Genomic DNA, 25368 nt, shown 5'->3' on the forward strand with positions numbered 1-25368 from the left:
GGAAAAACCATGAGAAAAACGCTCATGGCGACAGTGGTACTTCCGTTTGCCCTCGGGCAGGCGGGAGGCGCCCTGGCGCAATCTGCCCAAGACAGTCAGCGCAATGCCGGTAACAGTCAGGCGACGTCCGAACTGTTTTACATGATCCAGCAACTTCAGGGTGAAGTAAGGCGACTCCAGGGCGAAGTGGAGGAGCAGAGGCACCTGATAGATCGGTTACAGCAACAGGGGCGTGACCGCTATATCGACCTGGATCAGCGTATTCTGAACCTTTCCGAAACGCTGGCATCGCAACCAGTTCCGGAGACCAGTGAGGGGGCCGGTACCACGGTTTCGGGACCAGCGCCGGAGGTAAGAGAATATCGCCAGCCTGACGCAAAAGAGCGCGAAGCCTACAATCAGATCCAGGACCTGATCCGTAATCAGAAAAAGTATGATGAGGCTATCAGCCGGATATACGAGTTCATCGATGAGTATCCGGAAGGTGATCTGACGGTTAACGCCTATTACTGGCTAGGCGAAGTGTACCTCGTCAAGCCGCAGTTGGAGCAGGCGAAGCAGGCGTTCACCATTGTTGGTACCCGTTTCCCGGATCATCGAAAAGCGCCAGATGCTGTTTACAAGCTGGGAGTGGCGCAGGATCGCCTTGGGGAAAAGGAGCAGGCACGGCGTAGCATGCAAACTGTGATTGATGACTATCCGTCCAGTAGTTCTGCAGACCTGGCCAGGAAGTTTCTGGAATCGTAGAACAGCTGATCGCAGGTCCTGGTAAAAATGTTGAGAAACCTGAATAAAAAGGGTTGATCAACAGCCAAAAATCATTACTATATGCGCCTCGTTTGGGTCGTTAGCTCAGTTGGTAGAGCAGTTGGCTTTTAACCAATTGGTCGAAGGTTCGAATCCTTCACGACCCACCAAACATGAAGTACCGGGTGGGCTGAGTCATTCGGTACTGATCGGAGTTAAAACTCCGGTCGTCAGTTACGGGTCGTTAGCTCAGTTGGTAGAGCAGTTGGCTTTTAACCAATTGGTCGAAGGTTCGAATCCTTCACGACCCACCAAATAGCAGAAGCCTTCGGGCTTTTGTGAAAAAAAGAGCCCTAGGGCTCTTTTTTTTTGCGCATACGTTCTTACCTAAGTAGTCAGATAAAGAAAAATAATCGCAGTTTTGTGATACGACTGTTTCAGGAACATTAAGGCTTGGGCATGAATGCTATAATGCCCCGGTCAACGCAATACAGAGACGCAGTAATGACATACGCCGAAGACCGCATTCTTGTTCAAGAACATCTGGCCCATGCGGCCGAGCCAAAAGCGCTCAGCGCGGATGAAAAGTCTGAGCTGGAGGCTCGTATCAAATCGGTCCTGAAGGATCAGGATGCTGTTCTGGTGGCCCATTATTACACCGATCCTGACATTCAGCGTCTTGCGGAAGAGACGGGGGGCTGTGTTGCAGACTCCCTGGAGATGGCCCGGTTTGGTAATCAGCATCCAGCCTCGACCATTGTGGTGGCGGGTGTACGGTTCATGGGTGAAACCGCGAAGATCCTGAACCCTGAAAAGCGTGTCCTGATGCCGACACTCGAGGCAACCTGCTCCCTTGACGTGGGTTGTCCTGAAAAAGAATTTGCCGAATTCTGCGATCAACACCCGGATCGAACCGTTGTGGTCTATGCCAATACGTCTGCTGCAGTCAAAGCGAGGGCAGACTGGGTGGTTACCTCAAGTTGTGCGCAGGCGATCGTTGAAGACCTGGATGCCCGAGGCGAAAAAATTCTTTGGGCTCCGGATAAGCATCTGGGGCACTACGTGCAGAAAACGACCGGAGCGGATGTGCTGCTCTGGGATGGTTCATGTATTGTTCACGAAGAATTCAAACACAGGGGGTTGGAAGATCTGAAGGCCCTCTATCCGGACGCAGCCGTACTTGTCCACCCTGAATCCCCGGATGCCGTCGTTGAAATGGCGGATGTGGTTGGTTCAACTTCTCAGCTGATTCACGCGGTTCAGACATTGCCAAATGAACAGTTCATTGTTGCCACTGATAACGGCATTTTCTACAAGATGCAGCAGCTGGCGCCGAACAAAACACTGATTGAGGCGCCCACAGCGGGGAACGGAGCCACCTGTCGCAGTTGCGCGCATTGCCCCTGGATGGCGATGAATGGTCTTCAGAACCTTCTTCAGGTCCTGGAGCAGGGTGATCAGGAAGTACTCGTGGGCCAGGAGCTGAGGGAGCGTGCGCTTCAACCCCTGCAGCGCATGCTGGACTTTACCGCCAACATGAACCTCAAGGTTGCCGGTAACGCCTGATTAGCTGTTGGCCCGGGTGTGCAGGCGACTGGCGATTTCGGCCAGACGCTCGGTCACAACTTGCCGTTGTGGCGCGCCTGCCGGTAATTTCTCCTGTGCCTGCCTGAGCTGACGCTGGGCCGACTCCAGATCTCCCATCAGTACATCGTATTCGGCGCGGGCACGATGGACGCCGACGATGTTTCTCGCCATCCCTTCGGCTTCGGCCAGTTTCAGCCACAGATGCTCTTGTCCCGGAAGTTGGCGGGTCAACTGTTTGAGGTATGACGCGGCGGCAGCGCCATTGCCGTCGGCTATTTCCGTTTGGGCCAGGGTGTGGATGATTGGGTAGTTGCCCGGATTTCGTGCCAGTGCGTCTTTCAGTATGGCGCGAGCCTCGGCGGTGTGATTCTGTGCCAGCCTGACTTCCGCCAGTGTGACTTGGAAGGTGATCCGCCCCGGATTTGTGGTTAGCAGGTTGTTTAATATATTCAGAGCCTTGTCGTATTGCTTGTCTTCAAGATACGCCACGGACAGGCCGTAACGGATGGCTTCGTTGCGCTGGGCATCTGGTTGATCCAGATAAGCCTCGAAGGTTTTTACTGCAATGTCAGGTGAGGGCGCGTAGTACACCTGTAGCCGGCTCCGCATAAGGTGATATTCCTGGCCATCCCGGATATGTTCGTCGGGGTACTGTTCTGCCCGGTTTCGGGTATCGGCAACACGGCTCTGTGTTAACGGGTGTGTGGACAGATACTCGGGCAGGCGATTTCCCTGCATTCGATTCTGTCGCATCATGATTTCAAACATTTCCGGCATGCCCCGAGGGTCCATTCCCGCGTTTGCCAGAATGTCGAGGCCGACCCGGTCGGCTTCCTGCTCATTGGCGCGGCTGTACGCGAGCATGTTCTGGGTTGCCAGTGCCTGAGTTCCGGCAATGGCTGCGAGGCCAATATCCGACTGGGTGACTGCAGACAACACGATGCCGGCGATCATGCCTGCCAGTGTGAGCGGTGCACTGGTTTCCTGTTGTTCCATGCGCCGGGCAAAATGTCGCTGGCTGAGATGGGCAAGCTCGTGAGCCAGGACGGAGGCAAATTGCTGTTCGGTGGCGGCATTGAGGAACAGGCCTCCATTGACACCCACAATGCCTCCAGGTACGGCAAACGCGTTGATGGCAGGGCTGTCGATCAGCGCCAGAGTCAGGTCTCGATCCTGGAGAGGAGCGGAGGGCACCAGGCGATAGGTGATGTTGCTCAGATAATCATAAACCAGCGGGTCGCTGATCTGTGATGCTGATCGGCGGATAGAGACCATTACCTGCTGGCCGATCTCCGATTCCTGCTGGCCGGCAATCAGGCCACCGCCGTTGCCGCCAATGCTCGGTAACTGGCTCTCCTGGGCTGCTCCCGGCAGCGAAACGAACGGAAGTGCCAGTAACAGGATGAAGGCCAGTGCCGGGAATGTTCGGGGTCGGGAGCATGAAACAATCATTTAGCAATGGTGCCTGTGTCTGATATAGCCGGTTTGACAGTGGTTTACGGTAAAAAGTTCTGATCCCCTGCCGGCAGAGGATTGTGATGCAATACATTATCACTGTCGGCATAATGCCTGCTTGTTAAATCCGCTTATTATTTTGTGATGGTGTATCGCTCGTATGGTTGATAGAACGCTTGATGCTTCCGGGTTGCGCTGCCCGATGCCGCTGCTGAAAACCAAGTTGGAACTGAACAGCATGGCGCCTGGTGAAGAGCTCGAGGTAATCGCGACGGACGCAGGTTCGGCCCGAGACATCCCCGCGTTTCTTCAATTGTCTGATCACAGGTTGATTAGCAGCTCCGAAACCGCCGGCCAATATCGGTTTGTGATAAAGTGCGGCGCTTAAGTCATTGGAGTTGTACATGATCAGGACACTACGCAGTCTCGCGCACAAGTATTTCTCAGATGAAGAAGCCGTCATTCTTTTTCTGATTCTGGTAACCGGAACCATCTTCGTAATCTGGTTTGGTGCCATGCTTGCGCCGGCCATTGCTTCCTTGATCGTAGCCTTTATTCTGCAAGGGCTGGTGACCAAACTCAACAAGCTGGGTGTGCCGGAAACCGTCTCTATCGTTGGCGTATTCCTGGTGTTCCTGGGCGTACTTGTTGGGGTCCTTTTTGGACTGCTGCCTCTGATCTGGACACAGTTGAGCGCCCTGGCCGGTGAAGCACCACGAATCATTCGCGAGCTGCAATCCTATCTTGAGCTGTTACCAGAACAGTATCCGCACCTGATTTCCGCAGAGGCTGTCAGCACAATTTATAGTCAGGTAAGCACAGAAGTTGGGCACATGACCCAGTGGCTGGTGTCTTTCTCTTTGTCGAGCATCCCTGACTTGGTGGCGCTACTGATCTACATGGTTCTGGTGCCTATACTGGTGTTTTTCTTCCTGAAAGACCGCGAGGTACTGCTGAGCTCCATTGCCCGGCTGCTGCCACCCCAGCGTCCGATGATGCTGCAGATCTGGCACGAAGTGAATCTGCAGTGCGCCAACTATGTCCGCGGCAAGGCCGTGGAGATTCTGATTGTGGGCGGGGCGACCTATATTGCCTTCAAACTGCTGGGTATGCCCTATGCGGCGTTACTCTCGCTGCTGGTTGGGCTGAGCGTGGTTATTCCCTACATCGGCGCTGCCGTTGTCACCATTCCGGTTGCGGTCATTGCATTGTTTGCCTTTGGCTGGGGTAGCCATTTTATCTGGGTTATGGTTGTGTACGGCGTTATTCAGGCGCTGGATGGCAATGTTCTGGTGCCGATTCTCTTCTCGGAGGTGAACAATCTGCACCCGGTGGCCATCATCGTTGCTGTGCTGTTCTTTGGGGGGATCTGGGGCTTGTGGGGTGTTTTCTTCGCCATTCCGCTGGCAACCATGCTCAAAGCCGTGTTTGCCGCCTGGCCGGTAAAAGAGTCTGCACCACTGGCCGAAGCCAGCGATGCTTGAAAGGCGCCTACAGCGCCTTCACAGCTTGCAGGACCTCGTCTGCATGGCCTTTGACCTTCACGCCGCGCCATTCAGCTCGCAGCACGCCGTTTTTGTCGATCAGGAACGTGCTGCGTTCGATTCCCATGTACTCCTTGCCGTACAGCTTCTTTAACTTGATCACATCGAACAGGTTGCAAAGGGTTTCGTCCTTGTCTGAAATAAGGTGGAACGGAAACGCATGTTTGGCCCGGAAATTTTCATGGGCCTTTAGTCCATCTCTTGAAGCGCCAAGAATGACCGTGTCCAATTCTTCAAACTGCTGCATCCGGTCCCGGAAGTCCTGGCCTTCGGTCGTGCAGCCAGGCGTGTTGTCCTTCGGGTAGAAGTAAATAACGACATTCTGGCCCTTCAGATTGTCCAGCCGGATGGTCTGGTCTCCGGTCGCTGGAGCTTCAAAATCCGGAACGGGTTTACTTAACTCAACCGATGGCATGACATCTCCTTTAATTCCCTTGTGTCAGTTCGTGCCCAACATTACCATATCGGTTTTACTCGGACGGAGCATTTATGATTACGGGTAGCCTTGTCGCACTGGTCACGCCCATGCATCCAAACGGTGACATTCACTGGGAGGATCTGGACAAGCTGGTAGACTTTCATATCGAAAACGGAACTCATGGCATTGTTGCCGTGGGCACCACCGGCGAATCAGCAACGTTGGATCCTGAAGAGCACTGTAAGGCCATCGGCCATATCATCAAGCGCGTTGATGGTCGAATCTCGGTCATTGCAGGCACTGGCGGGAACAGTACCCGTGAGGCCATTGAGCTTACGGCTGAAGCCCACAAGCTTGGTGCCGACGCCTGTCTGCTTGTGGTTCCTTATTACAACAAGCCGACTCAGGAAGGCCTGTATCAGCATTTCAAAGCCATTGCCGAAGCGGTTCCGGGCATGAGCCAGATGCTGTACAACGTACCGGGCAGGACTGCTTGCGACATGCTCAACGAGACCGTACTCCGGCTCGCCGACATCCCGAACATCGTGGGTATCAAAGATGCCACCGGTAATATTCCCCGTGGAGTCGAGCTGATCGAAGCGCTGAATGGCCGGCTGGCGGTGTATTCCGGTGATGACGCCACTGCAGCGGAGCTCATGCTGGCTGGTGCCAAGGGTAATGTCTCTGTGACTGCCAACGTTGCTCCGAAGGCGATGTCCCAGTTGTGCGAGGCGGCCGTTGACGGTAACCGTGAGGAAACCGATCGTCTTAACGAGTTGTTGATGCCCCTTAACCGGAAGTTGTTCCTCGAGGCGAACCCGATCCCGGTGAAATGGGCTCTCCATCGCATGGGAATCATTGGAGAAGGCATTCGTCTGCCCCTGACACCGCTTAGCGAAAAGTTCCATGGTGAAGTGGAAGATGCCCTGAAGGCCTCAGGTGTACTCTGAGTTTGCATATATCATCCCAGACCCGGAGTAACCTGATGCAGGTTCTAAACGGAACCGGTAGTACCGTGATGTTAAAACGCTGTGTTGTTGTATCCGGACTGCTGCTATTGGCAGCAGCCTCCGGGTGCAGCCTGGTTGAGGATCGTTCCGAACGCTATGTAAATGCGACGGAAGGGCAGCCGCTGGAATTGCCGGAAACTGCCGACAATTCCCGCTTTAGGCAAGCCATGCCAATCCGTGATGTCCAGACGGCCGATGCCGGCAAAATGTATCCGTCCGATATACCGAATCCGCCAGACATGACCTCGGACATCCTGGATGAGAATTACGTTATCGAGGAATTCGATGGACGGCTCTGGTTGCTGGTTAATGACGTGCCCGGACTTATTTGGCCGGCAGTAAACAGCTACCTGTCCGAACGTGGGCTGGGTGTTGGCTTTGACAGCCCCCAGCTAGGCATTCTTCAGACGGAACTTGCCAATTTCAGCAAGCGGGCCAGGGATCTGGTGGAGCTGTCGAATAGCCCGTCAGCGAGCGAACAGAAAGTGGTTCTGCAGGTGCGTATGGCCCCTGGCGTTCGCCGCAAGACCACGGAAGTACAGGTGCGCAGGCTGAATGTTGAAAGTCAGCCGGACGAGCTGATTCCCTGGACCGGTGTGTCGGCCCCATCCGAGCAGGCGCTGGAACTGCAGAGACGGTTGCTGTCTGACCTGGGTGACTATCTCAGGGCCCGGGAAGAAACCAAGTCCTTTTCCCGGGCTGCATCCGGGATGGTTAGCGACCCGCTTGTTCGTCTGATCGTTGAGAATGAAGAGGCGGCTGCGATCCGCATGGAGCTTGATTACGGTCGTTCATGGGCGGAAGTCAGCCGTGCACTGACTGACTCGGGTATTCCTGTTGTTGATCTCAACCGAAGTGAGGGTTGGTTCCATATTGACTACCGCACTGAAGATGAGCGGGATCCCGGTTGGTTCAGCTGGTTCAGTGATAAGGACGAACCCCGGCATACCCATACCGTAAGCCTCAGCCAGAAGGCTGATGCCGTTGTCATCTCTGCCGAGGAGATTCCGGGTTACACTGGCAGCCGGACGACACCGGATCTGCTCGCGCAACTGTTCGATTACCTATACTGATTCAGGAAGCGGTCGCCATTGGCGGCTTCTTTTCGGAGATTTTCAATGGAAAAACGCGAAGAACTTTACGCTGGAAAGGCAAAATCCGTCTATTTTACTGACGATCCCGATCGCTTTGTGTTGGAGTTCCGTGACGACACATCCGCCTTCGACGGTGAGAAAAAGGAACAATTGAACCGTAAAGGCATGGTGAACAACAAGTTCAATGCATTTGTCATGGAAAAGCTGGAAGCTGCGGGCGTACCAACTCATTTTGAGAAGCTGTTGTCTTCCACCGAATCGCTGGTTAAAAAGCTCGACATGATTCCGGTTGAGTGTGTGGTTCGCAACATCTCGGCAGGCAGTCTTTGTCGGCGTCTCGGTGTCGAAGAGGGGCAGGAGTTGAATCCGCCCACCTACGAACTGTTTCTCAAGAACGACGCTCTCCACGATCCAATGGTCAATGAGTCACTGGCCGTCAGTTTTGGCTGGGCAGCCGCGGACGAGCTGGAGCAGATGAAAGAGCTCACCTACCGGGTAAATGACGTACTGAAAACGCTGTTTGACGATGCCGGCATGCTGTTGGTGGATTACAAGCTGGAGTTTGGCCGCAGTGAAGGGAAGATCGTGCTGGGTGACGAATTCAGTCCCGACGGTTGCCGGATCTGGGATAAGGAAACCCGCAAGAAAATGGATAAGGATCGTTTCCGCCAGGGGCTTGGAGAGGTTATTGAAACCTATGAAGAAGTCGGGCGTCGTTTGGGTATCCAGTTCGACTGATTGAAACTGACAATAAATGCAAAAGGTGTGTCATGCGTAAACTGATGTTTGCTGTAGGTGGTTCACTGATTCTGGTGGCGCCTATGTCACATGCAGACGTGGTTGGATTTGGAGCCAGCGTAAGTTACTGGGACTCAGATCTGTCTGGTAAGGCTGCCACCAATAACGACGTTGTTGACGTTGAGAACGATCTGAACCTCGATGGTGATTCCAATACCAATGCGTCGCTGTATCTTGAGCATCCGGTACCCGTATTGCCCAACGTTCGGTTGGGCTACACTCTGGTTGAGCAGAGTGGCCGCGGCGATGTGGGCCTCACCGGCTTTGATGGCGTTACAGGAGAGGTTCAGTCCGATCTGGATCTGGAGCAGCTGGATCTGACTCTGTACTACGAAGTGCTCGATAACTGGGTAAATCTTGATCTTGGCCTGACCGCTCGAGATCTGTCCGGAGAGTTGCTGGTAAAGGAGGCGTTTACCGGTGTTCCATCGAGTGAAACCAGCATCGATGCTGTGATACCGATGGGTTATCTGGCTGCCCGCTTTGATTTGCCCTTTACGGGCGTTTCGGTCGGTGCAGAAGGTAACTTCATCAGTTTTGATGGCGACTCGTTGCATGATTTTAATGCATATGGGCAGTTCGATATGGCGCTGGTTCAGTTCCGTGCAGGCTATCGCCGGATGTCCATTGATTACGAAGACGGAAATGACCGCTTTGATGTCGAGATTGGCGGACCGTTTGTGAGTGCGGGCGTTTCGTTCTAAGTTTGGCGTTCGTTCCGAGGAGAGATACTTGAAGATACTTGTTACTGGTACTGCTGGCTTTATCGGATCACACCTGGCGCACCGGCTGCTCGACCGCGGTGATGAAGTCATTGGCGTGGACAACGTCAATGACTATTACGATGTGAATTTGAAAGAAGCCCGGCTGGAGCGGCTGACCAGCAAGGCAGGTTTTACTGAAGTCCGGCAGGATGTCGCAGACCGGGCCGCTATGGAAGCGCTTTTCGCCGAGCATAAGCCGGAAAGGGTCGTGCATCTGGCGGCCCAGGCGGGGGTTCGGTATTCCATCGAGAACCCTCATGCCTATGTTGATGCCAATCTCGTCGGATTTATCAACATCCTCGAGGGCTGCCGACATAACGATGTGAAGCATCTTGTGTATGCGTCGAGCAGCTCGGTGTACGGTGCCAACGAAACCATGCCGTTCTCGGTCCACGATAATGTGGATCATCCCCTGAGTCTCTATGCGGCCTCCAAGAAGGCTAACGAGCTCATGGCCCATACCTACAGTCATCTCTATAACCTGCCAACGACTGGCCTCCGGTTCTTTACCGTTTACGGTCCGTGGGGCCGCCCGGATATGGCTTTGTTTATCTTTACCAAAAAGATTCTTGCAGGAGAGGCGATCGATGTCTTCAATCATGGTCACCACCGCCGGGATTTCACCTACATCGACGACATCGTAGAAGGTGTTATCCGGACTCTCGATCATGTTGCTGAGCCCAACGATGCATGGAGTGGTGCAACACCGGATCCGGGCACCAGCAAGGCGCCATACCGGTTGTACAACATCGGCAGCAATAATCCCGTGGAGCTGTCGCGCTTTATCGAGATTATTGAAGAGCGGGTTGGCAAAAAAGCGGAGAAAAATCTGCTTCCCCTGCAGCCTGGTGACGTGCCTGCCACTTACGCCAACGTTGATGATCTGATCGATGATGTAGGTTACAAGCCGGCCACTCCCGTCGAGGAGGGGATTGCCAGGTTTGTTGACTGGTATCGGGATTTCTACAAGGAATGAAGTAAGGGCCAGCATCTGCTGGCCCTTTTTGTATCTGCTATCAAAGCGGCCTGAACTCCTCAAGACGGGCGTATTGGGTAAAATGTTGCCCATCCCAATGAAGTGTATAGTGGCCAGCCTGGACAACGGGGGTGGTCGCCGGTGGCCGAAACAGCGCAATGGCTTCTGCGCCAGGGTTGCGAACGGAGCTGTACAGAACGCCGAATTCACCAGCATTCAGAAGATCTGCAGCAATCTTCTGCCCGGGTTCGTAGTCAGTTTCATGCATGTATGGGCGCTGATGCCGGAGATCTACCAGCGGTTGTGCAATGTGCCCCGTGTAACAGCGAACGACTGCTGAAAAATCATTTTCGACACCAAAACCCCGCCACACGTTTCCGGCATGGTAGCTCCATTCCCGTAGCGCCGTTTCAACGGAGTCACCTGCGTAATAAGCCCCGCGGCTTCTGGTGTTGAACCGTCCCTCCGCGGGGTAACAGAAGGATGCCATGACGGCACCCCAGCCGGGTCCGGTCCGAAAGTCAGTTTTATCGATGTAGCGGGGCCAATGCACAACACGATCGTTGGTGGCAGATTCCAGCTCCGCAAGAAGCATGGAATCAGGGCTTTCAAAACAGTCGATTGGCGGGTGCTTGCTGTGTATGACCCGGTGATGCTTCCATTGGGGTTTGACGCAATTCAATTCGGACTCCCTGTCTTATCGGTGATGTCACCCGCGCATTGCGTCCAGGTTCCGGCGAACGTAGTAGAGTGAGTCCATGGAGCCCTGTTCCAGCAAGTAGTGTCGGATCGATTCGCCGCGCAGGCCCATCAGCTCAACCGGTTTCTGGAACCATTCGAAAGCCAGTTGTTCCTGTCCTGCGGGAGTGAGCAGAGTAAGGGCCTTATGAATGCCCAGAAGCAGGCTGATTCTGTCCATGACATCCCGTGACACATCCACCTCATCGCCCAGGCTGACACGTTTTTGCCAGTCGGTCAGTGTTCTGCGGCGAATGCCCCCGAGAAGAACTCCCAGCTGATCCATTGTCAGCCCCCAGGGTTCACGGTGTTCGAACAGCCAGCGAAGTCCTGCCGTGCTATGAGCGGAAGTCAGTGCACCCCCGGATCTCTCAGGCGGGGTGGTGTCTATAGGGTGGTGATCCCTCAAACCAAACATAACAGCCTCTCTTGAACCGCGGGTATCGTTGGGCCCGTTCCCGAATCCTTCTGACACATTCAGTATAGTGTGTTTTCCAATGGCGAGCAATTATGCCCATTAGGTTGCAATAGGGGCAAATGCGCTCAATGTGGTTGTGCTGTTTTCAGGCCCAGAATCTAGCTGATTGGCAGCGACATACTTGTTTTTACCTCTCTGACCGAGATGTGGGTCTGAATTGCATTAACCCCGGGGATACGTCTGATGACATTGATGCGATCTGAGAATTCGTCCAGATCCCTGAATGCCATCTGCAAGATGTAATCAACACTGCCGGTGATGCAGTGGCACATCTGCACCCAATCCAGATTCTTTACGATGGTTTCAAATTCATTGGTCAGATCAACGCCATGGCTGGAAAAAGAAACCTGGGTAAATGCGGTGACACCAAACCCCATCTTTCGACGGTTGAGAACGGCATGGTAGTTCTCGATATAGCCGCTATCTTCCAGCTTTTTCCACCTACGCCAGCAGGGTGTTTCACTAAGATTTACCTTCTCAGACAGGCTGGCATTGCTGATGCGGCCATCGTGCTGAAGCAGTTCAAGTAGCTGTAAATCAATCTTATCCAGGTGCTCATTGGATGAATCTTTCCTAGGGTTGCTTTTCATGAGCAAAATCTCCTAAAAAATGGTGTTTTCAGATTGGTTATAGCAAGGACATTCCTGGCTATCAACCTAGAATGGTGGAGCTGGCTGTGGGGCTGAACCGCCACGAAGCGTTGGGCATGAATTTTATCCCTGACTTACAACTAATCATGAAAACCATAGGAGCAGGGGGCATGCTGAGCCTTTACCTGAATTTTTCTCTGTTTGCGTTTATTGCGTCCATTACTCCAGGACCAACAAACCTGATCTCCCTGATTATCGGCACGAGGCAAGGTGCGTTGGCGGCGATGCCGTTCATTTGGGGCGCATCCTTGAGTATGACCCTCATCCTTTGGTTATCGGGTTTTGGATTGGCCTCGATCATTGCCAGCTATCCAATGCTTAAACTCGTGATGAGCTGGGTAGGGGGCTTGTGGATGAGTTGGCTCGCCTGGAAATTGTTTTTTTCCGCCCCTGACCAACCTGGTCAACCCGATGCCAAACCTATGGGGTGGCTACAGGGAGCCGGCTTGCAGTTGGTCAATCCGAAGGCCTGGGTAATGGCGTTATCGACGATTGCCATTTTCACGCTGCCTGGCTCCGACAATGTGCAACATATCTCCTGGCTTGCCGGTATCTTTTTTCTGGTTGCTGTTCCGTGTCAGCTTTGCTGGAGCTACCTTGGTCAATCAACCCGGGGAATGAAGAACTTTCCAGAATGGGAAATCAGGATCAATCGGTTCCTGGCGTTATCATTGCTCGCCATTGTTTGGAGTGCTCTTTTGCTGACCGAATGGCGTTAAACCGATCTGTGCCCGGATACTACACCTGCGCGTCCGGTTTGTCTGAATGGACTGACGATAGCCGCAACGACCATGGCGGCTATCGTCAGAGTTGGGCATTCTAGCCCCGAAGAGATTTAAGGATGTCCTCCGCAATATCCATACGAACCTTGCCCAGAGAGACCAGCGCCTGAGCAACGTTGTCGATTTCGTCACCCTTGGCACCGACCATCACGGCGATGTTCTTCGCGTGAAGAGCCATGTGGCCTTTTTGTATACCCGTGGTCGCAAGTGCTTTGAGAGCTGCAAAGTTCTGCGCGAGACCGACGGCAGCTATAATGCCGGCCAATTGGTCGGCAGTTTCAACGCCCATGATGTCCAAAGTAATCCGGGCCGTAGGGTGGGAGCGCGTGGCACCGCCAATCAATCCGACCGCCAGAGGCATTTCAATCGACCCGTTGAGATTTCCATCGGCATCGACCTCCCACTGGGTGAGGGAGCCATACTGACCTGATCGGGCCGCATAAGCGTGAGCTCCGGCTTCTACCGCCCGGGTGTCGTTACCCGTAGCCAGGACCACGGCACTGACACCATTCATGATGCCTTTGTTGTGTGTGGCTGCACGGTAGGGATCGATGTCAGCAAAATCAAAAGCCGACAATATGCCATCACGAACGTCGGCGCCGCCAATATCCTCCAGTGACCAGGTCGCACGGGCCCGGGCCAGTCTCCGGTCCGCCAGATTGGATAGAATGCGCAGGTAGGTTTTGCCTCCGGTCCATTCAGCAATGAGCGGTGCTATTGCTTCAGCCATGGAGTTAACCGCATTGGCACCCATCGCATCGCGGGTATCCACAATAAGGTGAGTTACCACCATGGGACCTGTTCGTCCATGAAGGATTCTCACCTCAAGATCCCGGAAACCACCTCCGTGTTTGAGAAGGACTGGGTCGGTTTCATTGCAGACAGCCTGAATATCGGCTTTGTGTTCAAGGATCTGCAGGCGCGCGAACTCGGGGTTGCGAACGCCCGTTAATTGTACCTGGGCGATCATCAACGATCCGGACATGGCCGTGGTAAAGCCGCCGGTGCTGCGACATTGCCGGGCTGCGTTGCATACTGCTGCTACCACTGAGGACTCTTCGGTAGCCATGGGTACCAGCACCTCCTCACCGTCAATGACGAGGTTGGTTGCAACGCCAAGTGGGATGTTCAAAGTGCCGATGACATTCTCGATCATCGAGTCTGCGGTGGCTGAGTCCAGATTACCGGTATTCCCGAGGTGCCGGAGCACCTCTTCACTCAGACCGGCGGCTTCCACAACCTGTTGTAATCGCTCCTTGGGGGATAATTTGTGGAGCCCCGGGATCCGGGAAGTTTTTTTCGTCATGATGAGGTATCTCCTGTATTCAAGAATGCGCCGGCTGGGTGATCTTCTCTGGCAGCCAAGTCACGATGTCGGGGAAGAGAATGAAGATTGTCAGGCCAATGAGCTGAAGTATGAGAAAGGGCACTATGGCCCGATAAACCGTTTCCATACCGATGCCATCGGGCAGGACGCCCTTGATATAGAAAAGCGTGTAGCCAAAAGGTGGAGTGATGTAGGCCATCTGGGCTGTGATCAGGAACAGCACACCGAACCACAGTGGATCGAAATCCAGCGCTCCGATGATTGGCAGGAATACCGGTACACACAGCAGGATGATGCCAATTTCATCCAGGAACAAACCGAGGAATACCAGCACCAGCATCATCGCCAACAGGATAAGCCAGCGGTTCACTTCCAGATCCTGGATAAACTGCAGAAGCGAGTCGGCCCCCCCGGTACCGGTAAATATAGATACGAAGATCTTGGCGCCAATGGTGATCCACATGATCATGGTGGTCACCCGCAGCGTATCCATTGCTGCAGCCTGAAGGTTGCTGAAGTTGAGTTCACGCTGGAATGCGGCAGAGATCATTGCGCCTACAACCCCGACAGCGGCGGCTTCAGTAGGTGTGGCAATGCCCGCGTAGATGCTACCCAGCACAGCGAAAACAATCAGTGTTGGTAGAATCAAAGACTTCAGGGACGAGAACATTTCGCTGAAGTTGATCTCACCTTCAGACTGGCGTGGCGCTTTTTCCGGTTGAATAAGGGCCCGCAAGACAATGTAGGCGATATACAGCCCGGCCAATGTCATGCCCGGGACAATGCCGGCGGCAAACATCTTGCCCACAGAAATCTGAGCTGTAGACGCGTAGACGATGGTGATAATGGATGGTGGTATCAGGATGCCGAGCGTACCGCCTGCGCAGATGGTGCCAAGAGCCAGGCGCTGGTCATAGCCGCGCTGAAGCATGGATGGCAGGGCCAATATTCCCATTGCTGCCACGGCGGCGCCGACGATGCCGGTCATGGCGGCCATAATCGTGCAGATGGCGATGGTACCCACAGCGAGGCCACCTGGAAGGCGCCGGAACCAGAGTTCCATGGCCCGATACAGCGACTCGATGATGCCCGACCGCTGCAACACGCTTGCCATCAGCACGTAGAGCGGTATCGCCAAAAGAATATCGGAGGTCATGGCATCAAAGGCCTGAAGCACGGTCAGCACCAAGGCATCCACGCCCCAAAGCGTTACCGTAAACACAATCGCCAGTAAGGACAGTACAAAAGCCAGTGGCATACCGCTTAAAAGCAACAAGAGCAGGCCCGCAAACATCATCGACAAAACCAGTGTCGAACTCATGCTGAGGCCTCCCTGGCGAATCCCCGATGGAATGCCAGAATCGCTTCAGCTAACGCCTGTAGAAACAACATGCCGAAGGCTACAGGGATCACGAACTTGACCGGCCAGATTGCGGGATTCCAGGCTGTAAATGAGGTTTCACCGCTGTGGTAAGCATTCGTGGCCACCGGCAGGCTGTAGTAAATGAAGACGATCGACACAACCAGAATCAGGGTGTGGGTCATGCAGTCCATCAGGCCCGCTACCCTGGCAGGAAAGCGGCTGTGAAGAATATCGACGTTCACATGTCCGGCTGTATGCAAAAGGTAGGGGCCAGCGAGCATGAAGTAGGGACCGAACAGTAGAGTCGACAACTCCATTGCCCAGACGGTAGGTGCGTTGAAAAAGTAACGGGCGACAACCTCATAACTAATGACGGCGACCATCACAAAGACAAGCACGGAGACAATGCCGGCAATCCAGCGATTCGTCGCTGTGATAACGCGGCAATAGCCAAGAAGTGCAGCCATAAGAGAACCTCGGAAGAATTGCAGTCCGCGCTCAATAGCGCGGACTGCGGTATTACAGGGCGTGGATCGACATCAATCTATGAGGCCTAGCTCTTTCATGAAGTCAGTCTGGCTTTCGAGAATCCTGTTAGCCAGCTCATCCTCGCCGGCGGCCTTTTTCCAGGCTTTCATGGCCGTGGGACGGCCTTCCGCGATGATGCTGTCCTCCAGATGGGTAACCTGTACCCCTTGCTCTTCAAACTTTTTCAGAGCTGCAGCATCCTGGGCCAGAATGTGCTGGCGCAGAGAAGACGATACTTCCCGGGCAGCTACTGCAAGCGCTGCCTTGTAAGATCCTGGTAGCTTGTTGTACGCGGCCTGATTAGCCACATAGCTAGTGGCCGTGGTGGGCTGATGAAACCCGGGGACAATGACATGTCCGGCCACTTCTCCGAGCCCGGCTTCCAGGTTCGCGGTCAGATCTCCGCGATCCGCCAGATCGATCACACCTTTCTCCAGGGCCTGATATACCTCAGCGGTGGGTAGTCCGGTCGTCGCAACACCGAATTCACCCATCACGGCACTGGCCAGGCCGACAAATCGCCCTTTCTTGCCTTTAAGGTCAGACAGAGATTTTAGAGGGAACTTTGAATGGAGTGGCTCCTGGCCGTAAACGGTTGGGGCGATGTAGAAGAGGCCGGCCTTGGCATAGGCTTCTCGGGCAAGCTCTATTCCGCCTTTTTCATAGAACCAGGCTTCGTACTGATCCGATTCCGGGAAGCCAAACGGGATGGTGCTTGTAAAGGCAAAGGCAGGAACGGAGCCAGCCTCATAGCCGTCAAAGGTCTTCATCATCTGAAAAGCGCCGGCACGCACAGCCTCAAATGCTTGTGCCGACGGCGCAAGTTGGCCACCGGCAAAAAGTCGAATCTGGAATTTGCTATCGGTAAGTTCGGCAACACGAGCTACGAATTTCTTTTCGTACTCATAGGGTGTTGTTCCTGCGTCCCACAGCGCCTGCATGCGCCAGCTTACTTCGGGCATCTCCTCGGCGACAGCAAAAGAGGGGCTGGTGACGGAAGCTGTTACCAGTGCTGCCACGGCAATCGATTTGAAAATCCCACGGCGATTGTTGTTGGTTTTTGATCTCATAACGTTCTCCATTGTGAGTGGCTAGAGGTTTCGCTGAAAGAAATCCTATGGCCACAGTTTCTTGTTAGATCTCGTTTATGCTTGTGAAGGTTCGGCGTTTTGAGGCAAATAACAGCTGTTTACGGATTCTTCCTGAGCTTTCAGGTAGCTGGACATTTGTTCGGAACCTGGGTCAAACTTAGGACAATTACAAAAATTGGACAAGGTACAATTTCCATGATTGTTCCAAGAACTGTACCCATGAAAATTTAAGTACAATCCGGGGGAGCTATGAGCCAACAACCGGCAAGAGCGCAACAGATTGCCGACAAGATGGTCAGTCAGATCGAGCAGGGCGACCTGGCGGCAGGTTCCAGATTGCCATCCATCCGCAGTGCGGCGGAGACCTTTGGAGTCTCAAAAAACACCATCATCGACGCCTACGACCGTGTGGTTGCCACTGGCCATGTCCGGCCGAGGCGTGGTTCGGGGTTTTATGTGGAGGCGGCTCGTCCGGTGCGTCCTGATGCCCAGCCAGAGCACTTTACCGAAGCGGTAGATCTGGTTTCGTTGCTCCGGGAACAATTAAATCAGCATTATGAAGTTAGGGCCGGGGATGGAAGGCTTCCGACCAGTTGGATGGATAATGCCGATATCCGTCGTCTGTTCAAGCGGATGGGTGGAGGAAGTGATGGCGACGGATTCGAATATGGTAATCCTCAAGGATTGATCGAATTACGGGAGGATATATCACGAACAATGCTCGACCGGGCTATCAGTGCTCACCCGGATCAGATTCTCATGACGTTTGGGGCAAACCACGCCCTTGACCTGATTGTCCGGCATTTTGTTGAGGCCCAGGATCCCGTCCTTGTGGAAACCCCTGGGTATTATCCGATGTTTGGAAAACTTCGGCTACAAAGAGCACAAACGATCGGCATTCCCCGGGGCCCGGAAGGGCTGGACATTGATCGACTGGAGCAGGCCTGTCGAACGAATCGCCCCAGACTGCTTTTTGTGCAGCCCATGGCACACAATCCAACTGGAACCTCAATGTCTCTGCAGAATATGCACGCTGTGTTGCGTATTGCGGAACAGCACGATCTGACCATTATTGAGGACGATCCTTTTGGGGACATTTTGCCAAGGTCGACGCCTCATCTGGCGTCACTGGATGCACTGAATCGTGTGATTTATGTCGGTACATTTTCCAAGACGCTGTCGGCCAGTCTGCGATGCGGCTACATAGCAGCCAACAGAAAGCTCATTAACTCTCTCACCGACATAAAAATGCTAACGGTTGTAAACGGTTCCACTGCGATTGAAGGCATTATTCATGAAATGATCATAAGGGGCCGTTACCGCCGCCATATGACACGGCTTCGCGATAGGGTTGCCAAGGCTGGAGCCGATGCTATTTCGGCTTTGAGCAGTATAGGGCTGAACCGGGCGCATCCTCCGACAGGAGGGTATTACATCTGGTGCCCGCTACCTGAGGGTGTTGATATGGTAGAACTGGCTCACAAGGCTTCTCGCCAAGGTATCTTCCTGGCTCCGGGGCATCTGTTTACATTGTCGGATGATGAGACCAGCCGCGCCCTCCGGATCAACATTGCTCATGCCCGGAATCCCAGGTTGCTTGAGTTTCTCAGGAAAGAAGTGGTGGCGTGAGCGGATTCCGATATCGTTAAAGGGTTTAGGGAATTCTTGCAGGCTCTAGCCGGGATGTCCGGTTCCTTGGAGGGCGGTTGGGCAGTGACGCTTGCGCCATAGCCTCAACCGTTGAAGTAGTCGTTGTGCACATAACGTTTCGGCAAACCGACAAAAAAGGCACGGAGCTTATGCCCAGTGCCTTAAAGGTCATCAAAACGCCTGGAGTTACCCAGGACTCGTTTTAGTTAATGGTTACTGCCAAGCGTGCACCAATTACGCGATAAGTGGCTCCATTATCCAACGTGTACTCATACACCGGCAAAACAGTAGCCGTGCCAGGTCCGGTAAACTTTAGCGAAGCACTATCGTTGGTGTAATCGGCTGTGCTGGCCAGCACAATGAATCGGTTCGTTTCAATCGTCTCGGTTACACCCAGCTGCGAGGTCAGGGTCACAGCCGCTGTCACACCAGCATTTGATGCCACACTGATGTCGCTCGCCACCGGATCAATGCTAACAGGGTAATCGGTAAACCACTGGGCGTAATCCGTCGTCAGCCCGTGAGTGCCGGCAACGTAGTAGCTTTCAGCTTCGCTTTGATCCCGGAACGTCCAAGGCCAGAACGTTGTGCCGCGGTGTTTGGAAGCCTCCATTACCGAGGGGGACAAATATTTGTAGTAAGGGTTAAAAGTAGACGAATACAACTGGGTCGCTTTCAGGATCTGACGTAAGTTTTTCGTCATATTGCTGTCGGTAACAAAAACAGCCAGGAACCCACCAGAAACACCGGGCATCACCTCTTGCAACTTCAGCAACTGATCAGAATTAAATGAAATTACGATGACCTGGTCCCAAACGTCGTTGCGATCGATCGCCTGCTTCAAGTGCTCAACTATCTCAAGGTTGCCGCTCTTTATCTCGATAAAATGAACCACCTTTTTCTCCTTCAAGGCAGTAAAGAACTCGTCCAACGTTGGTATAGCGTGCGCACCTTCAACCGTCAGCGCTTTCAATTCGTCCAGCGTTTTGTCCTCAACCGGCCCTGTGCCGTCAGTGGTCCGATCCAAAGTGCTGTCGTGTATTACAACAATGTGGTTGTCCTTGGTGAGGTAGATGTCTGATTCAACCGCATCCGCTCCCAATTCTGCGGCTTTCAAAGCGCCAGCCAGGGTATTTTCTGCCACCAATGATGGCACCCCTCGGTGACCAATAATCAGAGGCTTCCGCAATAATGTGTTTTCCGGCAGCTTAGCCAGGAACTCATAGGCCTGTTCGGGAGAATCCGTTACCAGACCGTTCACGCCGGACAGAAGCGCGTCGGTAGTTTGTTCGCTGTTTGGTGCTGCCAGCTTGCCCCAAACAGAGACCAGGCGGTTCTGAAGGTATGCCACAGCTGATTTTTCCAACAGAGATGCCGGCAGTATCGCAATCTTTGCTTTTGCCTGGTTGGTTTCCTGAGTAATGCTCAAAAGATCTGTCGGAGCTGCTGTCAGGCCCGCACCAGTGAAGTCCATTGCCGCACGGATCATCGGCATTTTTACCCGTGCATCCCGCAAAAGCTCAGGGCTGTCAGATACCAACGTTAGGTCGACGAGTTGATGTTTCTCTACCACAGGAGCCAGGGCATCTACTGCGGCCTGTGACGTCACATAAAGCATCGGCAACGCTTTGAACTGCTCGTTTTCAACAAGGCTGTCCAAATAGCCCAAACTGCCACCATCCTCGGTCGTCAGCATCAATTGATCGTCGAGTTGCAAGAAGATCGGGAAGGAGGGTTCACGCGCGAGTTCAGAAAGGGTCGGCGCTGCTAAAGCAATACTCGGAGCCATAGAAGCGCCAGTCTCCGGCTCTGCCACATCAGCCATTGGCGATAATGGCGGTAATGCTGTCAACTGCTCAGTCACAGTCACTTCATCAACCCGGAGAAGACTACCGGCCGCTTGGAAAGCCACACCCCCTTGGGAAAACTGACTATCCAATTCGGAATCTTGCATCAACTCCCCATTCATGAAGTGCTGGACCCGATCCCCATGGACAACGATTGTGGCAGTGTACAGCTGATCCGGAGCAATAGTTTCTGAATATCGCTGCTTGTCCACGACGGCCCACTCGCCCTGGTTGCGCAGGGCGTGCTCTGTACCGTTTTCAGCGGTCGCTTTCTGACGAATCGCCATTTGATAATAAGGCTCGACACTCATACCAACGCGATACTGGAAACCGACCCAACGGGTCTCGGTATTTGCTTCCTGAATGGTAAACACAACGTCAATGCGGTAGTTGCTTTTCTCTTGAAGCGTTTCGGGCAACTTAAGACTGACGGGGTTGTAGTTGTCTCCCCGGCCGTCCACAAACAAGCTGCCGTTGCTGGTGTAAAACATATCCTCCGTGCCGCTCATGGCTACCCAACCTTCAGGTAGTTTACCTTCGGTCAGAGCCTCAAAGTCTTCCTCCAACAGCACCTCAGGAATGGGTTCCGGGTCCGGATCAGGAGTCGGTTCCGGATTGGTTATTGAAGAATCTGCGCCATCGTCACCGTCACCACTGCGGCTTGAGTCGCTGTTACACCCAGCGAGACTGGCGATTGCTGCCAGCATCATCACGTAAAAGAACTGCTTGTACATGCTTTACTCTCCGTTGCTGCTTGGAACGAGATGGCAGCGTACGTACGGAAAGTGACGGAACGGTTTCGAGAATAAGTCAAAACATCTAATGAATGCTCACATCAATCACAACTATCAGTCCAAGCCCCTCTATGCGCGCCTGGGATGCATTCCATTAACCAGGCCCGCATAAGGCGGGTGATTCGAATAGCCAACCATGCTCAACAGTTGCTCAGAAATAATCGCCCAGCTTTCAGAACCTTGTCGTTGTCACGTAACCATCACAATCTCTATTTAGTATCCGGCCGATGATCGTTTCACAATCGAAGGATACAATTATGAAAAAGCTGATGACCTTAACCTGCGCAGCCCTGATGACACCTATGCTCGCACAGGGCGCATTCAAGCTGGACTCCCGATACAGTGATCAGGACGGTGACTTGATTGCGGACATTCCTCCCAAGTCTGAGCAGGTCGACCCTTCTACTCTGATTTTTGCTTATACTCCTGTGGAAGACCCCTCGGTGTATGCTGAGGCATGGTCCGACTTTCTCGACCACCTGTCAGAGCAAACCGGCAAAAAAGTTCAGTTTTTCCCGGTTCAGTCCAACGCTGCGCAAATCGAAGCAATGCGTGCCGGCCGCCTCCATATTGCCGGCTTCAATACCGGTTCCAACCCGATTGCCGTCGCCTGTGGCGGATTCCGTCCTTTCACCATTATGGCTTCCGCTGACGGCTCATTCGGCTACGAGATGGAAATCATCACCCATCCCGACTCCGGAATTACCGACGTTGAGGGACTGAAAGGCCGTGAACTGGCTTTTACCTCCGAAACCTCCAACTCAGGCTTCAAAGCGCCGTCTGCCATCCTGAAAGCCGACTATGATCTTCTGCCAAACAGGGATTTCACCCCGGTGTTTTCCGGCAAACACGACAACTCCGTCCTTGGCGTCGCCAACAAAGACTATGACGCCGCTGCTGTCGCAAACTCTGTTATGTCCCGGATGCTGAATCGGGACGTTGTCAGCGAAGATCAGATCGTGTCTCTGTACAAGTCCCAGACCTTCCCCACCACCGGGTATGGCGTGGCGCACAACCTGACGCCGGAACTGCAAGACAAGATCCAGCAGGCGTTTTTCTCCTTCGATTGGGAAGGCACGTCTCTGGAAGAGGAGTTCTCCAAATCAGGTGAAGCTCAGTTCATCCCCATTACTTTCCAGGAACACTGGGAAGTCATTCGTAAGATCGATGATGCCAACGGTGTAGTTTACAACTGCCGCTAAAGGCTCAGAGCGCAAACCATCGTCAGCGGATTGACCATGTTGCGAGATGTGGTCAGCCCGCTGACTTATCATTATCAAACATGGCAACAAACTGTGCTTGAACTCGAAGCCTTATCAAAAACCTATAAAACCGGCGACCAGGCACTGACCAATGTCAGTTTCTCGGTGCCTGCGGGTCAGGTTGTCGGCCTGATAGGCCCCTCTGGCGCGGGCAAGTCTAGCCTGATCCGTTGTATCAACCGTCTGGTTGAACCCAGCTCCGGCAGGATTTACCTCGGCGAAACAGAGCTGACGAAACTCAGCGGCCGGGCTTTGCGCCAGGCTCGTCGGCGTATCGGTATGATTTTTCAGGAATATGCGTTGGTGGAGCGCCTTACAGTGATGGAGAACGTGCTGTCTGGGCGGCTGGGTTATGTCTCCGGCTGGCGCTCATTCCTGCGCCGGTACCCGAAGACCGACATAGACCAGGCCTTCAGCTTGCTCGAGCGGGTCGGGCTGGGTGATCACTACAACAAGCGGGCAGATGAACTCTCCGGTGGTCAGCGCCAACGTGTGGGTATTGCCCGTGCATTGGAGCAAAACCCGGAACTGTTGCTGGCCGACGAACCCACTGCGTCGCTCGACCCGAAAACCTCGCGTCAGATCATGCGCCTGATTCAGAGCGTCTGCCGGGAAATGAACCTGCCCGCCATTATCAATATTCACGATGTGGTGCTGGCCCAAAACTTTGCTGACCGGATCATTGGATTACAGGCTGGCGAGGTGGTATTTGACGGCCCACCGTCAGCCTTGACCCATGACGTGCTGACTCGTATCTACGGCGCCGAGGACTGGGGCCAGGTGCAACAAAACAATGAGTCACAGGATGACGAAGCCCTTTTCAGCAACGCCAAAGTGCTGGAGAGATCATGACCAGTGAAGTCACTTCGTCGAGGACCTGGAAGCGGCCTCCGGTACTGCTGAAAGACCCCCGTTGGCGCTGGACCATTCTGCTAGGCAGTTCGGTCTATCTGATTCTGGCAATCAGCTCCGTGGAGGTCGACTGGTTTCGTGTTTATGAAGGTCTTGAGCGCGGCTGGAGGTTCATTCAAGGGTTTCTGACGCCGGATTTCAGCTCCCGCTGGCGGGATATCCAGGCCGGGTTGATCGAAAGCCTGACTATGACTCTGACCTCCACCGTGGCCGGTGTATTGGTCTCGGTGCCGATCGGCATTGGTGCCGCCCGCAATCTGGCCCCGGCGCCGGTATATATGCTCTGCCGGGGCATCATTACGGTGTCGCGCTCCTTTCAGGAAATCATCATCGCGATACTGCTGGTGGCCATGTTCGGATTCGGCCCCTTTGCCGGGTTCCTTACACTGACGTTTGCCTCTATCGGGTTTCTTTCCAAGCTGCTGGCGGAAGACATCGAAGACTGTGACAGCGCGCAGATAGAAGCCATTCGCGCGACTGGCGCGGGCTGGTGGCAAGTCGTTAACTATGCGGTTCAGCCTCAGGTGATGCCGCGACTGATCGGCCTATCTCTGTATCGGCTGGACATCAACTTCCGGGAGTCATCGGTCATCGGTATCGTCGGTGCCGGGGGTGTAGGTGCCACTTTGAATACGGCCATTGATCGCTACGAGTACGATTCGGCTGGTGCCGTTCTGATCATCATCATCGCCATTGTACTGGTGGTGGAATACTCCTCATCCTATATCCGACGGTGGGTACAATGACGACCAGAGCAGACACACCAATCTGGCAGTTCCGCACCTCAAAACAACACATGCTGCGTTGGGTCGGCTGGTTCTGGCTGGTGGCACTGTCAGTGTTCTGCTGGACCCTGATGACCGAAGATACCATCTGGGCCTTTGTTGCGGACGCACCCCGACAGGCATCGGATATCGGTGGACGCATGCTTCCGCCGCGCTGGGGTTACCTGAATCAACTTTGGCAGCCGCTGTGGGATACATTGAACATTGCAACCCTTGGCACCTTAATCGGTGTGATCATCGCGATACCCGTGGCCTTTCTGGCTGCAGGCAACACAACCCCGAGTCGCCGGTTTGTGCGTCCGGTTGCCCTGCTGGTCATCGTAACTTCACGCTCGATAAACTCGCTTATATGGGCGCTGCTGCTAGTCGCAATCATCGGCCCGGGGCTTTTAGCCGGCATTGTCGCAATAGGCCTGCGTTCCATTGGCTTCGTCGCCAAGCTGCTGTACGAGGCCATTGAAGAGATCGATGAGAGTCAGGTGGAAGCCGTGCGGTCAACAGGTGCCTCCGAGGCCCAGGTGATTGATTACGCGATCATTCCGCAGATCCTGCCGGCGTTCTGGGGTATTTCAGTGTTCCGCTGGGACATCAACATACGTGAATCCACCATTCTCGGTTTGGTTGGTGCCGGTGGCCTGGGCCTGCAACTCCAATCGTCCTTGAGCACATTGGCCTGGAACCAGGTAACGGTGATTTTCCTCGTGATACTGGCGACGGTGGTCGTTTCCGAGTGGGTATCGGCGAAAGTTCGGCGCGCCGTGCTCTAAA

General features: G+C 53.9%; 25 protein-coding genes and 2 tRNA genes. 17 read left to right on the forward strand and 10 right to left on the reverse strand.

All coding sequences use genetic code 11. From position 1 onward, the window contains the following. Window positions 1–9: 9 nt before the first annotated feature. The 4 genes from ybgF (at window position 10) to nadA (ending at window position 2313) form a co-directional block, all read left to right on the forward strand. Window positions 10–747 (forward strand): tol-pal system protein YbgF, encoded by a 738-nt coding sequence (gene ybgF / locus KO499_RS17150; RefSeq protein WP_215984976.1) that lies wholly within the window; start codon window positions 10–12, stop codon window positions 745–747. Window positions 748–841: 94 nt separating this feature from the next. Beyond that, a tRNA-Lys gene (locus KO499_RS17155) sits at window positions 842–917 on the forward strand. A 68-nt stretch (window positions 918–985) separates the two neighbouring features. Beyond that, window positions 986–1061, forward strand: a tRNA-Lys gene (locus KO499_RS17160). Window positions 1062–1251: 190 nt separating this feature from the next. Then, on the forward strand, window positions 1252–2313 hold the full coding sequence (gene nadA / locus KO499_RS17165; RefSeq protein ID WP_215984977.1) for a quinolinate synthase NadA: 1062 nt from the start codon (window positions 1252–1254) through the stop codon (window positions 2311–2313). On the opposite strand, the gene KO499_RS17170 is transcribed toward nadA, so the two are convergent. Further along, a complete protein-coding gene (locus tag KO499_RS17170) occupies window positions 2314–3786 on the reverse strand; it encodes a M48 family metalloprotease (RefSeq protein WP_228340026.1) in 1473 nt (490 codons plus the stop codon). 163 nt (window positions 3787–3949) lie between these two features. Between KO499_RS17170 and KO499_RS17175 the strand changes: the two genes are divergently transcribed. Both KO499_RS17175 and KO499_RS17180 read left to right on the forward strand, forming a co-directional pair. Next, window positions 3950–4177: a sulfurtransferase TusA family protein gene (locus KO499_RS17175; protein ID WP_215984978.1), complete on the forward strand. Its 228-nt coding sequence runs from the start codon at window positions 3950–3952 to the stop codon at window positions 4175–4177. A gap of 16 nt (window positions 4178–4193) precedes the next feature. Then, window positions 4194–5273, forward strand: a complete 1080-nt coding sequence (locus tag KO499_RS17180; RefSeq protein WP_215984979.1) for an AI-2E family transporter — start codon at window positions 4194–4196, stop codon at window positions 5271–5273. A gap of 7 nt (window positions 5274–5280) precedes the next feature. Here KO499_RS17180 and KO499_RS17185 read toward each other — a convergent pair whose 3' ends face one another. After that, a complete protein-coding gene (locus KO499_RS17185) occupies window positions 5281–5748 on the reverse strand; it encodes a peroxiredoxin (protein ID WP_215984980.1) in 468 nt (155 codons plus the stop codon). A gap of 74 nt (window positions 5749–5822) precedes the next feature. On the opposite strand from KO499_RS17185, the gene dapA reads away from it, so the two are divergent. From dapA to KO499_RS17210, 5 genes are read left to right on the forward strand one after another with little or no spacing between them, the layout of a single operon-like run. Next, window positions 5823–6701, forward strand: coding sequence for a 4-hydroxy-tetrahydrodipicolinate synthase (dapA, locus tag KO499_RS17190; protein WP_215984981.1), 879 nt, complete (start codon window positions 5823–5825; stop codon window positions 6699–6701). Between the two features lie 35 nt (window positions 6702–6736). Beyond that, entirely contained in the window at window positions 6737–7834 is a 1098-nt protein-coding gene (bamC, locus tag KO499_RS17195) for an outer membrane protein assembly factor BamC (RefSeq protein ID WP_215984982.1), read from the forward strand. Window positions 7835–7879: 45 nt separating this feature from the next. Then, on the forward strand, window positions 7880–8593 hold the full coding sequence (gene purC, locus KO499_RS17200; protein WP_215984983.1) for a phosphoribosylaminoimidazolesuccinocarboxamide synthase: 714 nt from the start codon (window positions 7880–7882) through the stop codon (window positions 8591–8593). A 32-nt stretch (window positions 8594–8625) separates the two neighbouring features. Then, entirely contained in the window at window positions 8626–9357 is a 732-nt protein-coding gene (locus KO499_RS17205; RefSeq protein WP_215984984.1) for a TIGR04219 family outer membrane beta-barrel protein, read from the forward strand. Window positions 9358–9385: 28 nt separating this feature from the next. Then, complete coding sequence (locus tag KO499_RS17210) at window positions 9386–10393, forward strand: NAD-dependent epimerase (protein ID WP_215984985.1); 1008 nt, start codon at window positions 9386–9388, stop codon at window positions 10391–10393. A 40-nt stretch (window positions 10394–10433) separates the two neighbouring features. On the opposite strand, the gene KO499_RS17215 is transcribed toward KO499_RS17210, so the two are convergent. From KO499_RS17215 to KO499_RS17225, 3 genes are all read right to left on the reverse strand, one after another. Beyond that, complete coding sequence (locus KO499_RS17215; RefSeq protein WP_215984986.1) at window positions 10434–11075, reverse strand: RES family NAD+ phosphorylase; 642 nt, start codon at window positions 11073–11075, stop codon at window positions 10434–10436. Window positions 11076–11102: 27 nt separating this feature from the next. Continuing rightward, a complete protein-coding gene (locus KO499_RS17220) occupies window positions 11103–11549 on the reverse strand; it encodes a hypothetical protein (protein ID WP_215984987.1) in 447 nt (148 codons plus the stop codon). A gap of 158 nt (window positions 11550–11707) precedes the next feature. Continuing rightward, window positions 11708–12199: an Lrp/AsnC family transcriptional regulator gene (locus tag KO499_RS17225; protein WP_215984988.1), complete on the reverse strand. Its 492-nt coding sequence runs from the start codon at window positions 12197–12199 to the stop codon at window positions 11708–11710. A gap of 86 nt (window positions 12200–12285) precedes the next feature. Here KO499_RS17225 and KO499_RS17230 point away from each other — a divergent pair, with 86 nt between their 5' ends. Beyond that, window positions 12286–12978 carry a LysE family translocator gene (locus KO499_RS17230; RefSeq protein ID WP_215984989.1) on the forward strand — a complete coding sequence of 231 codons (693 nt, stop codon included), beginning with the start codon at window positions 12286–12288 and terminating at the stop codon, window positions 12976–12978. Between the two features lie 100 nt (window positions 12979–13078). Here the strand turns inward: KO499_RS17230 and KO499_RS17235 are convergent, their stop codons facing one another. The 4 genes from KO499_RS17235 to dctP all read right to left on the reverse strand — a co-directional run bounded on the left by KO499_RS17235 (window position 13079) and on the right by dctP (window position 17329). Beyond that, window positions 13079–14374: a hydroxymethylglutaryl-CoA reductase, degradative gene (locus KO499_RS17235; RefSeq protein ID WP_323133377.1), complete on the reverse strand. Its 1296-nt coding sequence runs from the start codon at window positions 14372–14374 to the stop codon at window positions 13079–13081. Next, window positions 14367–15689, reverse strand: a complete 1323-nt coding sequence (locus KO499_RS17240) for a TRAP transporter large permease (protein WP_215984991.1) — start codon at window positions 15687–15689, stop codon at window positions 14367–14369. The genes KO499_RS17235 and KO499_RS17240 overlap by 8 nt, the downstream gene beginning before the upstream one ends. After that, window positions 15686–16198, reverse strand: coding sequence for a TRAP transporter small permease subunit (locus KO499_RS17245; protein WP_215984992.1), 513 nt, complete (start codon window positions 16196–16198; stop codon window positions 15686–15688). The genes KO499_RS17240 and KO499_RS17245 overlap by 4 nt, the downstream gene beginning before the upstream one ends. 72 nt (window positions 16199–16270) lie before the next feature. Further along, window positions 16271–17329: a TRAP transporter substrate-binding protein DctP gene (gene dctP, locus KO499_RS17250; RefSeq protein WP_215984993.1), complete on the reverse strand. Its 1059-nt coding sequence runs from the start codon at window positions 17327–17329 to the stop codon at window positions 16271–16273. A gap of 270 nt (window positions 17330–17599) precedes the next feature. Between dctP and KO499_RS17255 the strand changes: the two genes are divergently transcribed. Continuing rightward, window positions 17600–18979: a PLP-dependent aminotransferase family protein gene (locus KO499_RS17255; RefSeq protein WP_215984994.1), complete on the forward strand. Its 1380-nt coding sequence runs from the start codon at window positions 17600–17602 to the stop codon at window positions 18977–18979. Window positions 18980–19202: 223 nt separating this feature from the next. On the opposite strand, the gene KO499_RS17260 is transcribed toward KO499_RS17255, so the two are convergent. Then, window positions 19203–21581: a glycerophosphodiester phosphodiesterase family protein gene (locus KO499_RS17260; RefSeq protein ID WP_215984995.1), complete on the reverse strand. Its 2379-nt coding sequence runs from the start codon at window positions 21579–21581 to the stop codon at window positions 19203–19205. 317 nt (window positions 21582–21898) lie between these two features. Between KO499_RS17260 and phnD the strand changes: the two genes are divergently transcribed. Genes phnD through phnE (KO499_RS17280) form a run of 4 tightly spaced genes read left to right on the forward strand, consistent with a single transcriptional unit; the run spans window position 21899 to window position 25367 of the window. Beyond that, complete coding sequence (gene phnD / locus KO499_RS17265) at window positions 21899–22843, forward strand: phosphate/phosphite/phosphonate ABC transporter substrate-binding protein (protein ID WP_215984996.1); 945 nt, start codon at window positions 21899–21901, stop codon at window positions 22841–22843. A 36-nt stretch (window positions 22844–22879) separates the two neighbouring features. Then, window positions 22880–23755 (forward strand): phosphonate ABC transporter ATP-binding protein, encoded by an 876-nt coding sequence (phnC, locus tag KO499_RS17270; RefSeq protein ID WP_215984997.1) that lies wholly within the window; start codon window positions 22880–22882, stop codon window positions 23753–23755. After that, the gene (gene phnE, locus KO499_RS17275; protein ID WP_215984998.1) at window positions 23752–24561 is read left to right on the forward strand and encodes a phosphonate ABC transporter, permease protein PhnE; all 810 of its coding nucleotides are present in this window, start codon (window positions 23752–23754) and stop codon (window positions 24559–24561) included. Before phnC ends, phnE (KO499_RS17275) begins: the two co-directional genes overlap by 4 nt. Beyond that, a complete protein-coding gene (gene phnE, locus KO499_RS17280; protein ID WP_215984999.1) occupies window positions 24558–25367 on the forward strand; it encodes a phosphonate ABC transporter, permease protein PhnE in 810 nt (269 codons plus the stop codon). The genes phnE (KO499_RS17275) and phnE (KO499_RS17280) overlap by 4 nt, the downstream gene beginning before the upstream one ends. Window position 25368: the final 1 nt, after the last annotated feature.

It is taken from the genome of Marinobacter sp. F3R08 (genome assembly GCF_018860425.1).
Taxonomy (GTDB): Bacteria; Pseudomonadota; Gammaproteobacteria; order Pseudomonadales; family Oleiphilaceae; genus Marinobacter.